Annotated in this window: 10 protein-coding genes; 5 read left to right on the top strand and 5 right to left on the bottom strand. The window is 71.1% G+C overall.

Translation table 11 applies throughout. From position 1 onward, the window contains the following. The first annotated feature begins 16 nt into the window (after nucleotides 1–16). The 3 genes from VZL07_RS15785 (at nucleotide 17) to VZL07_RS15775 (ending at nucleotide 3643) form a co-directional block, all read left to right on the top strand. Nucleotides 17–1402, top strand: coding sequence for a hypothetical protein (locus tag VZL07_RS15785; RefSeq protein WP_426756368.1), 1386 nt, complete (start codon nucleotides 17–19; stop codon nucleotides 1400–1402). Between the two features lie 268 nt (nucleotides 1403–1670). Beyond that, nucleotides 1671–2459 carry an SRPBCC family protein gene (locus VZL07_RS15780; protein ID WP_426756367.1) on the top strand — a complete coding sequence of 263 codons (789 nt, stop codon included), beginning with the start codon at nucleotides 1671–1673 and terminating at the stop codon, nucleotides 2457–2459. An 11-nt stretch (nucleotides 2460–2470) separates the two neighbouring features. Then, nucleotides 2471–3643, top strand: a complete 1173-nt coding sequence (locus tag VZL07_RS15775; protein WP_426756366.1) for a zinc-dependent alcohol dehydrogenase — start codon at nucleotides 2471–2473, stop codon at nucleotides 3641–3643. Between the two features lie 70 nt (nucleotides 3644–3713). Here the strand turns inward: VZL07_RS15775 and VZL07_RS15770 are convergent, their stop codons facing one another. The 3 genes from VZL07_RS15770 to VZL07_RS15760 form a co-directional block, all read right to left on the bottom strand. Further along, nucleotides 3714–4235: a hypothetical protein gene (locus VZL07_RS15770; RefSeq protein WP_426756365.1), complete on the bottom strand. Its 522-nt coding sequence runs from the start codon at nucleotides 4233–4235 to the stop codon at nucleotides 3714–3716. 97 nt (nucleotides 4236–4332) lie between these two features. Beyond that, entirely contained in the window at nucleotides 4333–5448 is a 1116-nt protein-coding gene (locus VZL07_RS15765) for a metallophosphoesterase family protein (protein WP_426756364.1), read from the bottom strand. Continuing rightward, nucleotides 5445–6668 (bottom strand): hypothetical protein, encoded by a 1224-nt coding sequence (locus VZL07_RS15760; RefSeq protein WP_426756363.1) that lies wholly within the window; start codon nucleotides 6666–6668, stop codon nucleotides 5445–5447. Before VZL07_RS15760 ends, VZL07_RS15765 begins: the two co-directional genes overlap by 4 nt. Nucleotides 6669–6881: 213 nt before the next feature. On the opposite strand from VZL07_RS15760, the gene VZL07_RS15755 reads away from it, so the two are divergent. Beyond that, nucleotides 6882–9671, top strand: coding sequence for a protein kinase domain-containing protein (locus tag VZL07_RS15755; RefSeq protein ID WP_426756362.1), 2790 nt, complete (start codon nucleotides 6882–6884; stop codon nucleotides 9669–9671). 268 nt (nucleotides 9672–9939) lie between these two features. Here VZL07_RS15755 and gyrB read toward each other — a convergent pair whose 3' ends face one another. Further along, nucleotides 9940–12387, bottom strand: a complete 2448-nt coding sequence (gene gyrB / locus VZL07_RS15750) for a DNA topoisomerase (ATP-hydrolyzing) subunit B (RefSeq protein ID WP_426756361.1) — start codon at nucleotides 12385–12387, stop codon at nucleotides 9940–9942. 157 nt (nucleotides 12388–12544) lie between these two features. Next, the gene (locus VZL07_RS15745) at nucleotides 12545–13003 is read right to left on the bottom strand and encodes a hypothetical protein (protein ID WP_426756360.1); all 459 of its coding nucleotides are present in this window, start codon (nucleotides 13001–13003) and stop codon (nucleotides 12545–12547) included. Nucleotides 13004–13104: 101 nt separating this feature from the next. Here VZL07_RS15745 and VZL07_RS15740 point away from each other — a divergent pair, with 101 nt between their 5' ends. Next, nucleotides 13105–13860, top strand: coding sequence for a GNAT family N-acetyltransferase (locus VZL07_RS15740; protein ID WP_426756359.1), 756 nt, complete (start codon nucleotides 13105–13107; stop codon nucleotides 13858–13860). Nucleotides 13861–13936 lie beyond the last annotated feature (76 nt).

Here is a 13936-nt window from a genome sequence, read left to right as displayed (position 1 = left end):
AGAAGGAAGCACACCCATGAAGCGCCTCTTTGCCTCCCTCCTGACGATCTCCGCCCTTTCCCTGACCGCCGCTTGTGGAGACGACGACAACGACAACACGCCGGTGGACCCGACCCCGAACCCGTCCGAGACCGAGGTGGACGTGTCCGCCAACATCACCCAGGACACCACCTGGAAGGCGGGCGTCACCTACACCCTGAAGAACTACATCTTCGTGGAGAGCGGCACGCTCACCATCGAGCCGGGCACCCGCATCCTGGGCGACCAGGGCAGCGCGCTCATCATCACCCGCAACGCGAAGATTCACGCCGTGGGCACCGCGCAGGCGCCCATCGTCTTCACCAGCTCGCAGCCCGAGGGCAACCGCGCGCCCGGTGACTGGGGCGGTGTCGTGCTGCTCGGCAAGGGGCGCATCAACGTGGAAGGCGGTGAGAACACGGTGGAGGGCTTCTTCGCCTCCGGTAACAACCCGCTGACCCAGTACGGCGGCGGCGACAACCCGGACGACGCCCACGACTGCGGCAAGCTGAACTACGTGCGCATCGAGTTCGCTGGCTTCGAGCTGTCCGAGGACAACGAGCTCAACGGCCTCACCGTGGCCGGCTGCGGCACCGACACCGACCTGGACTACATCCAGGTCCACCTGGGCGCGGATGACGGCGTGGAGTTCTTCGGCGGCTCGGCCGGGCTGAAGCACGCGGTCGTCACCCAGACGGACGACGACTCACTGGACTACGACCTGGGCTACAACGGGAAGATCCAGTTCTTCATCGCGCAGCAGAACGCGACGGTGGGCAACTTCGGCATCGAGGCCTCCGGCAACAAGAACCAGAACGCGGCCACGCCGCGGTCCGTGCCGGAAATCTGGAACGCGACCTTCTTCGGCTCCGGCCGTGCACCGGGCACCAGCCCCGCGCAGGCGGGCATGGTGTTCAACACCGGCGCGGGCGGGAAGCTGAACAACGTCATCGTCGCGAACTTCGCCGACCTGGCGGTGGACGTGAGCGGCACGGCCTCCGCGGCCCTGTGGAACGCGGCCACCCCGGAGCTGTACCTGCGCAACACCATCTTCTGGAACAACCGCGGCGACACCACCTCCATCCCCGCGGCGCCGAACCCGACCGTGGACGCCAACGGCAACGTCACCAACCCGGACTCGACCAACTTCGACGAGTCGGTGGAGGTGCTCGCCTCCAGCCTGAACAACCGCGTGGTGGACCCGCAGCTCACCGGCGCGGGCAACCTGACGGCGCCGAACTTCATGCCGGCGGCCGGCTCGCCCGCGCTGAACCCGGACGCCGCCGCCACGCCGCCGGCCGGCTTCGACACCTCCGCGCGCTTCGTCGGCGCGGTGGGCGCCGAGAACTGGCTGGCCGGCTGGACGGCCTTCCCGCAGGACTGACGTTCCTTCGCTGAACTGAGCCGGGCGCCTCCGCCAGACGCGAGCGCGGAGGTCCCGGTCCCATGGCCCGGTCGAGTGCAGCGCGCGGAGGGGGGCTCCGGCGATGGCACCCGGTCGGGCCGTGGCCTTTGAAGGGCCCGGGGCCTGCTGGCGGCCTGGGGCCCCCCGCCCCGCGAGGCCCGCACCCGCGGGGTTGTCATCCCGGGTGGCTCCCCCAACGTTTCCGGTGGCGGGCTCGACTCCTGCCCGCCCTGGAGGAGCCACCGCCATGCGCGACACGATTGCCCGAATCCCCGCCCAGCTTCCGCGAGGAGGCCTCCTGGGCAGCCGCGGACATGGGCGCTTCGCCTCGGACGAGCGGCTCTCGCAGCTCGCCTCCGCGCTCGCGGGCGGCGCGCTCCTCACGCTGGGCCTGCGCCGCGGCAGGCTGGGAGGCGCGGCCCTGGCGCTCGCGGGGGGCGGCCTGCTCTTCCGCGGCACCCGGACCGAGCCAGAGCCCCACGTCCACAAGCACGGCGTCGCCGTCCGCACTCTCCGCCGGCAACGCGGCCGGGGCGCGCAGGTCGAGATGACGGTGCTCCAGCGCTCCATCACCATCAACGGCACCCCGGAGGCGCTGTACCGCCGCTGGCGCGACGCGGAGACGCTGAACCAGGTGATGGGGCACTTCGCCGAGGTCACCACTCCCCGCGAGGGCCTGCAGCACTGGAAGGTGCCGGGCGTGTTCGGCAAGAGCCTCGAGTGGAACGCGGAGCTGGTGGAGGAGCACCCCGGGGAGCTGCTGCGCTGGCAGTCCGTGGGCGCCACGGCGCTGCCCAACGAGGGCTGGGTGCGCTTCCGCCGCGCTCCGGGAGACTGGGGGACGGCGGTGACGCTGCGCTTCGTCTTCGACCCGCCGGGCGGCGTGGTGGGCGAGAAGGCGGTGAAGCTGCTGGGCGCCGTGCCGGCCGCGCTCGCGCTCAAGGCCCTCAAGCGATTCAAGAGCCTCGTCGAGACAGGCGAGATTCCCACCACCCGGCCCAACCCCGCCGCTCGCGAGGGCGGCTACTCCTACTGAGGGACCTGCCCATGCGCGCACTCTGCTGGAATGGCATCAACGACCTGGGCGTGGAGACGGTGGGCGACCCACGCATCGTCAACCCGCACGACGTCGTGCTCCAGGTGACGATGTCCACCACCTGCGGCTCCGACCTGCACTTCATCGACGGCTACATCCCGACGATGCGCAAGGGCGACGTCATCGGCCACGAGTTCATGGGCGAGGTCGTGGAGACGGGCCCGGAGGTGAAGAACGTCCAGGTGGGCGACCGCGTCGTCGTCCCCTCCTTCATCTGCTGCGGCAGCTGCTGGTACTGCCAGCACGACCTCTACTCCCTCTGCGACAACACCAACCCCAAGGGCGAGCTGCAGGAGCCGCTGTTCGGCTACCAGACGGCCGGCATCTACGGCTACACGCACGCCTTCGGCGGCTACGCGGGCGCGCATGCGCAGTACGTCCGCGTGCCCCACGCGGACACCGACTGCTTCAAGGTCCCCGAGGGCGTGCGGGACGAGCAGGCCCTGTTCCTCTCCGACGCCGTCCCCACCGGCTACATGGGCGCGGACTTCTGTGACATCCAGCCCGGCCAGACGGTGGCCGTGTGGGGCTGCGGCGGCGTGGGGCTGATGGCGCAGAAGGCCGCCTTCCTCCTGGGCGCCGAGCGCGTGATTGGCATCGACCGCTTTCCGGAGCGGCTGAAGCTGGCGCGCGAGAAAGTGGGCGCGGAGACCATCAGCTACGAGGAGGTGGACAGCGTCCTCGACGTGCTGAAGGAGCTCACCGGCGGCCGGGGCCCGGACGCCTGCATCGACGCGGTGGGCATGGAGGCGCACGGCACCGGCGTGGGCTCCGCGTATGACCGCGCGAAGCAGGCGCTGCATCTCCAGTCGGACCGGGGCCAGGCGCTGCGGCAGGCCATCCTCGCGTGCCGCAAGGGCGGCACGCTGTCCGTGATGGGGGTCTACGGCCTCATGGACAAGTTCCCCATGGGCGCCATCATGAACAAGGGCCTCACCGTCCGCTCCGCGCAGCAGCACGGGCAGAAGTACCTGCCGCGCCTGATGGAGCACGTGGTGAAGGGCGAGTTGGATCCGTCCTTCCTCGCCACCCACCGCTTCTCCCTGGAGGACGCGCCCCTGGGGTACGAGCTCTTCAAGAAGAAGCAGGACGGCTGCGTCCGGGCGGTGTTCCTGCCCAACTGACGCCCCCGTCCTCACGAGGACGTCCGGTGGCGGCGACACACCGGGCGGCTTCGTTTGTCCTCGGGGCCGCTCAGGCCTCGGACAGCATGCCGTTGCCGGTGTGGTGCGCCGCGGCGGCCAGCGCCTCCGGCGTGGCCCCGTCCGCGAACAGGGACGCGCCCGCGGCGGCGCGGGCCTTGGGCGGACGGCCGCGGCGACGGGGCGCGTTCTCCTCGTTGCCCGGCGCCGCGCTGGCGGAGTCCCCCGCGCCGTCGCCCCGCGCGCCCTTGCGCACCGGCCGCGGCAGGTGGATGCCGTCCAGCCGCGCGCTCAGCTCCGCGTTCTCCTCGGAGAAGACGCGCGCGTACGCCAGCGCCCGCTGGCCCTTCTGCAGCAGCGCCTCCTGGCTCTCCTGCAGCGCCTGCCGCGCGGCCTCCAGCGCCGCCTGCGCGCGCGCCACGGCCTCCGCCTTCTCCCGCACCTGCTCGGCCGCGGCGTCCAGCACCTCGCCGTTCATGTCCGGGAAGCGGACCTCCGCCAGCTCCGTGGCGAACAGCTCGAGCAGCGCGCGCAGCGCCGGGGAAATGGGGTCGTTCTCGTTCGAGTCGAACATGGGCGGGCCTCCTGGCTCCTTGCGGGAAGGTGGCCCCTATCTGCCCAGATGTTCAGTGTCAGATCAAGAGGGTAGGCTAAAACAGCACCCGTGCGGATCAATCCACCCGCACCAGCGCCGCCTGCCGCAGGCCGTCGTCCGCGCCCACGTCCACCGCCAGATAGTGCCGGCCCACGCCGTCGAACGTCTCCGGAATCGCGCCGCCGCCGCCGGAGATGAAGGCGGGGATGCCCGCGTTGGTGAACGAATAATAGGAGTGGATGTGCCCGTAGAGCGTGAGGTCCACGCCCGCGCGCGCCATCTTCCCCACCAGCCCCGCCGCCTCGCCCCGGTTCGCGAAGCCACCGCCGCGCAGGCCCACCGGGTCCTGCGGCGGCACGTGCATGGCCACCACGTGGGTGCCGTCGCGCGAGGACGCCAGCCACCCCTCGAGCTGCTCCTCCACCGCCGGGTCCAGCGTGCCGTTGCTGGAGTCCACCACCGAGAAGCGCACGCCCTTGAAGACGAAGCTCTGGCTGCCGCGGCCCACCAGCGCGTGGTACTCGGCCGCGTCGCGGGTGAACGTCTCGTGGTTGCCCAGGGTGGCGTACAGCGGAATCCGCGAGCCGGCCTCCAGCCGCTCCTGGAACTCCAGCAGCTCGTCGCGCGTGCCGGACTCCGTGAGGTCTCCGGCGAAGAGGATGAAGCGCGCCGTGTCGTCGCTCCGCATCCGCGCGTAGATGTCCCCGACGCGCGGCAGCGCCTCCTGCACGTCCGCCAGCGCGAGGAAGCGGAATGGCTCGCGGACGTCGGCGTCCGGCGGCGCCACCGACAGCCGCACCGTCGTCCCCGCGCGCAGCGCCACGCGCCACACCTTCACCGTGGGCAGTGGCTGGGGCAGGGCCTCCTGCGCCAGCGGCTCGCCGCCCTCTTCTTCCGCGACCAGCACCGCGTCCGGCATCGCGTTGCGCACCGTCACCAGCCAGTCCGACGGCGCTTGCGCGCTCACGTCGATGCGCGCGGAGAAGGCGGGCGCGTTGCCCCAGAGCACCAGCGTGCCCGGCGCCAGCTCGCGTACCGACGCCAGCCCGTCCGCCACCGCCAGCGTCAGGCCGCCCTGCTGGGCCTGCCCCACCTTCGAGTCCACGATGGCGCGGTTCTCCGCGGGCCGCAGCCCGCACCCCACCGACACCAGCGCCGCCAGCGCCCAGCCCTTCGCTCCCACGTGCTTCACCGCTCACCTCCCAGGGCGTAAATCAATGACAGCCGACCCACGAGCGCGCCGCCGGCCTGCACCTCGGCGGCGACACCCCACGACTCCGTCAGCAGCGCCCGGCCGCGCAGGCCGAAGGCCCCCACGATGCCGCCTCCGCGGGAGCGGACGCCGCCCGCGAAGGTGTCCTTCCGGTGGTCGTAATAGAGCATCGCCTCGCCCCGGAACGGCCCGCCGCCCCGGCCCAGCCACACGCCGTAGCCGAAGGTGAAGAGGAGCTGCTCGTGCAGGTTCCCGTCACTCACCGCGCCCGGGTAGGTGTACGTCTCCAGCGAGGTGCCCAGGCTGACCTCCGCGAAGGAGCCCGCCATGGCCGGGCTGATGCGCGACATGGCCAGCCGGCCGCGCAGCGCCACCTCGCCGCTGACGACGGCGAAGCCCTCCGTGGGGTAGCGGTGGAACTGGCCGAAGGCCTCCGCATCCAGCGCGCTGCCATCCGTCCCCACCAGTGCGCGCTCCGGCGCGCCCAGCAGGCGCCACGCGCCGCCCAGGCGCACCTGGGTGTTGCCCTCGGACGGGTCCACCCGCACGCCGCCCAGCAGGCGCAGCGACTCGAAGCGGGCCTGCGCCCCCACCGAGACGAAGTGGCGGTAGTCGAAGGCCGAGTCATTCACGTACTGGTAGCCCACCTCCAGCTCCAGCGGCGGGAGGCTGGGCGGCGCCACGCCCGGGTCGAACGCCGGCGCCGTCACCGCGTAGAGGTTGGCCAGCGCGGAGATGCCCAGCACGCTGAAGCCCGCCAGCGTCACCGCGTACAGCGGGGCGATGGTACGCCGCGACGCCCCCGTGAGGGCAATGGGCACGCCGCCCAGCGCGATGAGCCCCAGGCCCGTGCCCTCCAGCGCGAAGAGCCGCTTCGCCGTGTGCGTGTCCCCCGCCACCAGCGGCCCGAGCCCGTGGAACAGGAGCCCGGGCACCACCGCCACCGGCACCGCGAGCGGCTGGAAGTCCGGGCGCGCCGGGGGCGTCCCATGCGGCGGGGTCCCCGGCGCCAGGTGGCCACCTTCCGCCGCCGGCGGCAGCGGCGCATGCGGGACGGCGCCTTGCGCCTGGAGCGGCACGTCCGTGGGGCTGCCAGCGCCAGCGCCACCCTCACGGGCCGTGGCCGGCGTCGAGGACAGCAGCACTGCAATCAAAGACAGGGAGGCCCACCGCGAGCGCGGGGGGTGCTCGGACACCATCGGCTCCGCCTCTTCTTCTCGACGAGGGACCGGCCGCCCCCGCCCGCCGGCCGGGCCGGACGCGTCTGCCTAGATAACCGGGCGGGAGCCTCTCACGGCAGGCCCCAGCATGAAGAAGTGTGAAGGCCCTCCCCCGTGGGCACCTGAAAAACTTCGCAGGGAGTGCAATCCGGAACCGGGACTTTCCCCGGAAGGAGGGTATGCTGACCCACCGTGGCGGAAAACAGCCCCCAGCAATTCGGCAAATACGTCCTCCTCTCGAAGATTGCCGCGGGAGGCATGGCGGTCACCTACCGCGCCCGGATGACCGGAGCGGCGGGGGTCACCAAGCCCTGTGTCATCAAGCAAATCCTCCCGCACTTCGTCGACGACTCGGACTTCGTCGAGATGTTCATCGGGGAGGCGCGCGTCGTGGCCAGCATGAGCCACAGCAACATCGCGCAGGTCTTCGACTTCGGTGAGGTGGACGGACAGTACTTCATCGCCATGGAGCTGGTGCACGGCCAGCCCCTGTCCAAGGTGCTGCGCCGCGCCCAGAAGATGGGCATGGGCTTCTTCCCGGAGCCCCTGGCGCTGCACGTGGCCAGCAAGCTGTGTGACGGCCTGGACTATGCGCACCGCCACATCGGCGAGGACGGCCAGGCGCTGGGGCTGGTGCACCGCGACGTGTCCCCGGACAACGTCCTCATCTCCTATGAGGGCGAAGTCAAGGTCATCGACTTCGGCATCGCCAAGGCGACGAGCGCGGTGGAGGCGAAGACGTCTCCGGGCACGCTGAAGGGCAAGTACCCGTACTTCTCCCCCGAGCAGGCCCAGGGCCGGCAGGACCTGGACGCGCGCACGGACGTGTACGCCGCGGGCGTGGTCCTCTACGAGATGGTGTGCGGCAAGCGCCCCTACGAAGGGGAGTTCGTCACCGTCCTGCCCCGCATCCTCGTGGGCGACTGCCAGCCCCCCTCCGTCCTCAACCCCACCCTCAGCCCGGAGCTGGAGGGCGTCATCTCCCACGCGATGGCGCTGGACCGCGAGGCGCGCTACCAGACGGCGAAGGACCTGAGCGAGTCGCTGGTGGAGCTGCTCTACCGCGACAACCCGCGCTTCACCCCCACGCTGCTGTCGCAGCTGATGGCCCACCTCTTCGCCGAGGAGCTGGCCGCCGAGGGGCGCAAGGTGGAGCTCTCCCCCGCCTTCCAGGAGCAGCTCGCCGCGTGGCAGACAGGGGCCACGGAGTCCTCGCAGGCCCGCGCGAGGCCCCTGTCCAGCAACGGCGCCCGGGGCTCCAGCCCTGGCATGCGCAGCCGCCCCGGAAGTGACGGGGGCCGGCCGGGCAGCGAAGGGGGCCGCCGCCCCACGGCGAGCAACCCGGGAGTCCGCCGGCCCACGAGCAGCGGCGTGCGGCGCGTGACGAATCCGCAGCTCCCCCGCTCGGAGGGTGGCACGCGGAGGACCTTCACGTCCGAGCGCCCCGCGCCTCCGGTACCCGAGCTGGACGCGGAGCCGGGAACCGACGCGAGCGACGCGCCGCCCCCCACCCTGGCCACGCCGCACGACACCCCCGTCGAGGTGCCCGCCGCCGTCGTCGATGGGGAAGAGCCCACCACCCAGGCGCATCCGGTGGGGACGTGGGGCCCGAAGGGCTACCGCACCACCGTGGACGAGGCCCGCGACAAGCTGGCGCGCGAGGAGGCCGCGCGCGTGGCGAAGGGCAAGGAGAAGGCGCGCACCCTGACGATGGCCATCCTCTACGCCGCCGCGGCGCTGCTCTTCATCGGCGTGTTCTACAAGCTGGTCATCGCGCGCGAGTCGACCTTCGACGACCTGGACGCGTCCACCACCACGCTGTGGCTCGCCTCCAAGCCGCCGGGCGCCACCGTGCGGCTCAATGACCGGACGCTCAAGGGCGTCACTCCGATGATGGTCGAGGTCCGGATTGGCGAGACCAACACGCTGGCCCTGACGCTCCCCGGGCACCTGCCCTGGACCAAGCGCTTCACGCCGACGTCCAGCCTGGTGGAGCCGCTGACGGCGGAGCTGAAGCGCGTCGCCGAGCCCGAGCCACCGCCGCCTCCCCCGCCACCGCCGGTCGCGGTGGTCCAGGCGCAGGCCCCCGCGCTGGGGGACGGAGGCCTGACGAATGAAGGGCTCGCCGCCGCGGAGGATGCGGGCGCGCCCCTCGAGGAGGACGGCGGCGGCGCGACGCAGGTGGCCGCGGCGGAGGGAGCGGAGACGGAGGAGGCCGCGCCCCCGGCGTCACGAGAAATGAACGAGGAGAACTACCCCACCCGCGTGCTGGTGCTGCGCCCCCGGTACAACGCGTTCCCCGTGGGCGAGTACCCCACCGCGAGCATCGAGCTGAACCCCGGCGCCTCTTACTCGGTGTGGGCGCAGGGCAGTGCCGCCATGGCCGAGGGCCGGGGCACCGCCTCCAACACGCTGGGCTACTTCATCGAGGGCGACGGACCGGCGGACAACAGCTTCGGGCTCCTCGGCGCGTCGACGCGCACCATCAAGGGGGCGCGCCGGCTCCACGTCTTCGCGCTGGACGACACCGGGCCGGAGGACAACAGCGGCACCATCCGCATCAACGTGCGTCAGTCCGCCTACGTGCCGCCGCGCTCGTTCACCTTCGACGCGAAGGAGCACGCGTTGCAACTGAAGCCCGAGCACCAGATGGTGCTGCGCGGCCTCAATCCCCGCTCCACCTACCTGCTCACCGTGCGCGACGACTTCGCCGAGCTGCGCCCGGGCCCCAACGGCCGCGTGCGCCAGGTGCTGTGCACGGAGCGGGGCCCGCAGCCCGCCTCCGCTCGCGCCACCCACCGCATCCTCCAGACTGGAAAGCGCTACCAGGTGACGGGCGCCGAGGACCTGCGCTGCACCTTCCCCGACACCCAGGTGAGCGACAACCAGGGCGCCTTCGAGGTGGACATCGTCGACATCACGTCCATGTCCCGCAAGGAGCGCGCCGAGGCGATGAAGGGCACGGACCGCTCGGCGCGGTAGCGGCCACCCGGGCGAGCCGACTCGCGGCAGCCCGGACCACGAACGGGCACGGCGAGCAGCGCCGCCTGGCGTCCACGAGCCATCACGGTGACTACCCTCCGGAGAGATGCGGCCCCGCGCGTCGTCCGGCGACGGGGGCCTGGCTTCCTGCCGTAAGGGCTAACGAGGGCCCGGCATCCTTGCGGCCCGGTTCGACAAGGACGGGAAAGGCACGTGGGCGCGGGGCCGAGGGGGCACCGGGCCCACGCGTCTTTCTGAGGGACACGCCTCAGATGTCCAGGTTCTGCACGTCCAGGGCGTTGCGCTCGATGAACTCGCGCCGCGGCTCCACCGCCTCGCCCATCAGCAGCGAGAAGATTTCGTCGCTCTCCACCGCGTCCTCCACCCGCACCTGGAGCAGCGTGCGCGTGGCCGGGTTCATGGTCGTCTCCCAGAGCTGCTCCGGGTTCATCTCGCCCAGACCCTTGTAGCGCTGCAGGCCCAGGCCCCGCTGCGCGTCCTTGCGAACGGCGGCGAGCACCTCCTGCACCGAGAAGACCGTCACCTCCCCCGCCTCCACGCGGACCTTGAAGGGCGGCTTGCCCAGCGACGCGAAGGCGTCACGCAGCGCCGCCAGCTCCACGTACTCCGGCGAGGACAGGAAGGCGTGGTCGAACACCGTCTCCCGCATGGCGCCATTCACGTCGGTGTGGAACACCAGCTTCTTGGTGTGGTGCTCGGGGTCCTGCACCAGCTCGTGCCGCACCCGGCCCAGCACGTCCGGCATGCGGCGCTCGAAGGTGGCGTAGGCGGCCTTCGCGGCCTCCTCCATGGCGGCCTCGTCCGTCAGCGTCTCCGCCGACAGCCGCGCGCCCTGCACCAGCGCGTCCACCACCCGCGCGTCGCGGCGCTTGGCCTGCTTCTCCAGGCGCTCCTCGTAGGTAATCACCTTCTCCAGCAGCGCCTTCAGCTCCGCGCCGCCCAGCTCGCCCTCGGGCGTCAGCACCCGCGCGTGCTCGGAGGCAATCTTGAGCAGGTACTCGTTCAGCGCGTGCTCGTCCTTGACGTACTGGTCCTTCTTGTTGCGCGTGACTTTGTAGAGCGGCGGCTGCGCGATGTAGAGGTAGCCCTTCTGCAAGAGCTCCGGCATCTGCCGGAAGAAGAAGGTGAGCAGCAGCGTGCGGATGTGGCTGCCGTCCACGTCGGCGTCCGTCATCAGGATGATGCGGTGGTAGCGCGCCTTCTCCGGGTCGTAGTCCTCCGCGCCGATGCCCGTGCCCAGGGCCGTGATCAGCGTCACGATTTCGGCGCTGGTGAGCATCTTCTCGAAGCGGGCCTTCTCCACGTTGAGAATCTTGCCGCGCAGCGGAAGGATGGCCTGGTTGCGCCGGTCCCGGCCCTGCTTGGCGGAGCCACCTGCGGAGTCACCCTCCACGATGTAGAGCTCGCTCTCGTTCGGGTCGCGGCTCTGGCAGTCCGCCAGCTTGCCGGGGAGCCCGCCGCCATCCAGCACGCCCTTGCGCCGCACCGTCTCGCGCGCCTTGCGCGCGGCCAGCCGCGCCCGGCAGGCGTCGCCAATCTTCGCCACGACCTTCTTGGCGACCGCCGGCGTCTCCTCCAGGAAGGAGCCGAGCTGGTCGTTCACCATCTGCTCGACCAGGCCCTTCACCTCGCTGTTGCCCAGCTTCGTCTTCGTCTGCCCCTCGAACTGGGGGTTGGTCAGCTTGACGGAGATGACGGCGGACAGGCCCTCACGGGCGTCCTCGCCGGTGGGCGTCTCCTTGAGGTCCTTCCAGAGGCCGCCCTTCTCCGCGTAGCTGTTGAGCGTGCGCGTCAGCGCCGCCTTGAAGCCGGACAGGTGGCTGCCACCCTCGTGGGTGTTGATGTTGTTCGCGAAGGTGTAGATGCGCTCGTCGTAGCCGTCATTCCACTGCATCGCGATCTCGAGCGTGACGCCCTCGCGCTCCGCCTTGAAGGCGATGGGCTTGTCGTGGAGCGTCTGCTTCGACTTGTTGAGGTACTCCACGAACGAGGAGATGCCTCCGTCGAACTTGAAGTCGTGCTCCTTGTTGGTGCGCTCGTCGCGGATGGAGATGTGCAGGCCCGCGTTGAGGAAGGCCAGCTCGCGCAGGCGCTGGCTGAGCGTCTCGAAGTTGAACTCCACCAGCTCCATCACCGAGGCGTCCGGCTTGAAGGCGATGTACGTGCCGCGCTTGTCGGTGGAGCCCACCTCGCGCGGCGGCGTGTCCGGCAGGCCCTGCGCGTACGACTGCTCGTAGACCTTGCCGTTGCGCTGGACGCGGACCTTGAACCACTCCGAGAGGAAGTTGACGCAGGTGACGCCCACGCCGTGGAGGCCGCCGGAGACCTTGTACGCGCCGTTGCCGAACTTGCTGCCGGCGTGCAGCTCCGTGAGGACGACCTCCAGGGTGTCCTTGCCGGGGAACTTGGGGTGCGGGCCCACGGGGATGCCGCGCCCGTTGTCCTGCACGCTCAGGGAGCCATCCACGTGGATGACGACCTCGATGTCGGTGCAGTGCCCGGCCAGGGACTCGTCGACCGCGTTGTCGACGACCTCGTACACGAGCTTGTGGAGCCCGTAGGCCACCGTGTCGCCGATGTACATGCCGGGGCGCTTGCGGACCGCCTCGCGGCCCTCGAGCTTGGTGATGCTGTCCGTCCCATACTCCACGGGCGGCGGGGCAACCGCCGAGCCGGTAGCGGGGGTCTTTTCCATGTGAAGCTGTCCTTGGGAAAAGGAGCCTTGCAACAGGTCCGTGCGTACCATTTCAAGGCACGTCGAACAAGGTTAACGAGGACTCGCAAGGCTGCGTAAACATTCGTGAAATCCGCTCGGTCGCCTGCCTGGGAGGCAGTCCCCGGAAACGGGGTGTTCAGGCGTCGAAACGGGGCGGCGGGAGGCGGTCCTCCAGCGCCGCGATCAACTCCTCGAAAACAGCCTTGCGGGCGAAGAGATGCCGGGTGACGAGCACTCGGCCCTCCTCCTTGAGGAACAGGGCGAGCACGCTCCCCTTGCGGCCAATCCGGCGCACGGAATCAATCTGCCCCCAGTGCAAGTCCAGCTCCTTCTGGCTGAAGGGCCGGGCCACGCGCACGCCCCGCGCGTCCACGGTGACGCCCCAGCCGGTGCGGGGCCGCAGCTTGTGGAAGGACACCAGGAAGGTCAGCATCAGGCCCGCGGAGACACCGGCGCGGGCCATGGCCTGGATGCCGCCCTGGGAGCGGGCATCGGCCAGGGCCCAGGCCGTCAGGACTGCCAGCACGCAGGCCCCCGCGAAGAGGGCGAGGCGGGTGGCGCGAGGGTCGAAGGCGTAGAAGCGCGGGCTGCTCATGAGTGCCCTGGCACCCTAATCCTCCCGGCGCGCGGGTGCGCGGTTTTGAGCGCCCCGTGTGTTCTCCGCCGGGCGGAGCGTGCCCTACGCTGGGACGCCCCATGACGAATGCCGAGCTGACCGCGCGCCTGCGGACGAACGTCATCGACTTCAAGCACCTGCAACGGGAGCGGGGCACGCTGCGCCACCTGGGCCTGCCGGGCGTGGACGCCTTCTGCGTGCCGGAGCGCCCGGAGCACCTGCGCTTCCACCAGGCGTACTTCCAGGACGCGGGGGCGCTGGCCGCGGCCCTCCCCGCCCTGGAGGACTTCTTCCGAGGCCTGGGCGTCCCCGCCTGGCGCGTCGTCGTGCTGCCCGGGGACGCCGAGGGCCGGCGGGTGCTGGAGGGCGCCGGGTACCGCCCCGACGCGGTCCGGGCGGACGCCATGGGCCTGGTGCTGGAGGACATTCCGGACACCCGGCCGGACATCCCCCTGGAGGTCTCCGAGACGCAGGACGACATGGTGGCCATCAACAAGCGCGTCTGGCGCCCGCTGGGCAATCAGCTCGATGTCTGGCTGCGCCCGCCCCGGCTCCAGGTGCACACGCTGGTGGCGAAGGAGGCCGGTGTCCCCCTGGCGTGTGGCATGGCCCGGGACGTGGGGGACACGACGGGCATCTACATGGTGGCCACGGTGCCCGAGGCGCGGGGCCGGGGCCTGGCCGCGCAGGTGATGCACGGCCTGCATCACCAGGCACGGGCGCGGGGGATGGAGGCCGCGGTGCTCCAGGCCACCCCCGAGGCGAAGCCGCTCTACCAGCGGCTCGGCTATCGCGATCTGGGCGCGTGGGAGAGCTGGGGCCGAGAGGGGACCTGAGTCAGCCGGAGCCGAGCCCTCCGCCAGCGGCTGGGCCATCGCGCTCCGGGTGTGGGAGCGGGGCAAGCGGCTCCGG

It is taken from the genome of Pseudomyxococcus flavus (genome assembly GCF_050038885.1).
Classification (GTDB): domain Bacteria; phylum Myxococcota; class Myxococcia; order Myxococcales; family Myxococcaceae; genus Myxococcus; species Myxococcus flavus.
Note: the sequence above shows the minus strand (reverse complement) of the source record. Positions and strands in the feature narration are given on the sequence as shown.

Excerpts from the sequence above, each read along its gene's own strand:
- VZL07_RS15775 (WP_426756366.1), top strand. The coding sequence starts at position 2,471 with ATGCGCGCACTCTGCTGGAATGGCATCAACGACCTGGGCGTGGAGACG.
- VZL07_RS15770 (WP_426756365.1), bottom strand. The coding sequence starts at position 4,235 with ATGTTCGACTCGAACGAGAACGACCCCATTTCCCCGGCGCTGCGCGCG.
- VZL07_RS15780 (WP_426756367.1), top strand. The coding sequence starts at position 1,671 with ATGCGCGACACGATTGCCCGAATCCCCGCCCAGCTTCCGCGAGGAGGC.
- VZL07_RS15760 (WP_426756363.1), bottom strand. The coding sequence starts at position 6,668 with ATGGTGTCCGAGCACCCCCCGCGCTCGCGGTGGGCCTCCCTGTCTTTG.
- gyrB (WP_426756361.1), bottom strand. The coding sequence starts at position 12,387 with ATGGAAAAGACCCCCGCTACCGGCTCGGCGGTTGCCCCGCCGCCCGTG.
- VZL07_RS15740 (WP_426756359.1), top strand. The coding sequence starts at position 13,105 with ATGACGAATGCCGAGCTGACCGCGCGCCTGCGGACGAACGTCATCGAC.
- VZL07_RS15745 (WP_426756360.1), bottom strand. The coding sequence starts at position 13,003 with ATGAGCAGCCCGCGCTTCTACGCCTTCGACCCTCGCGCCACCCGCCTC.
- VZL07_RS15785 (WP_426756368.1), top strand. The coding sequence starts at position 17 with ATGAAGCGCCTCTTTGCCTCCCTCCTGACGATCTCCGCCCTTTCCCTG.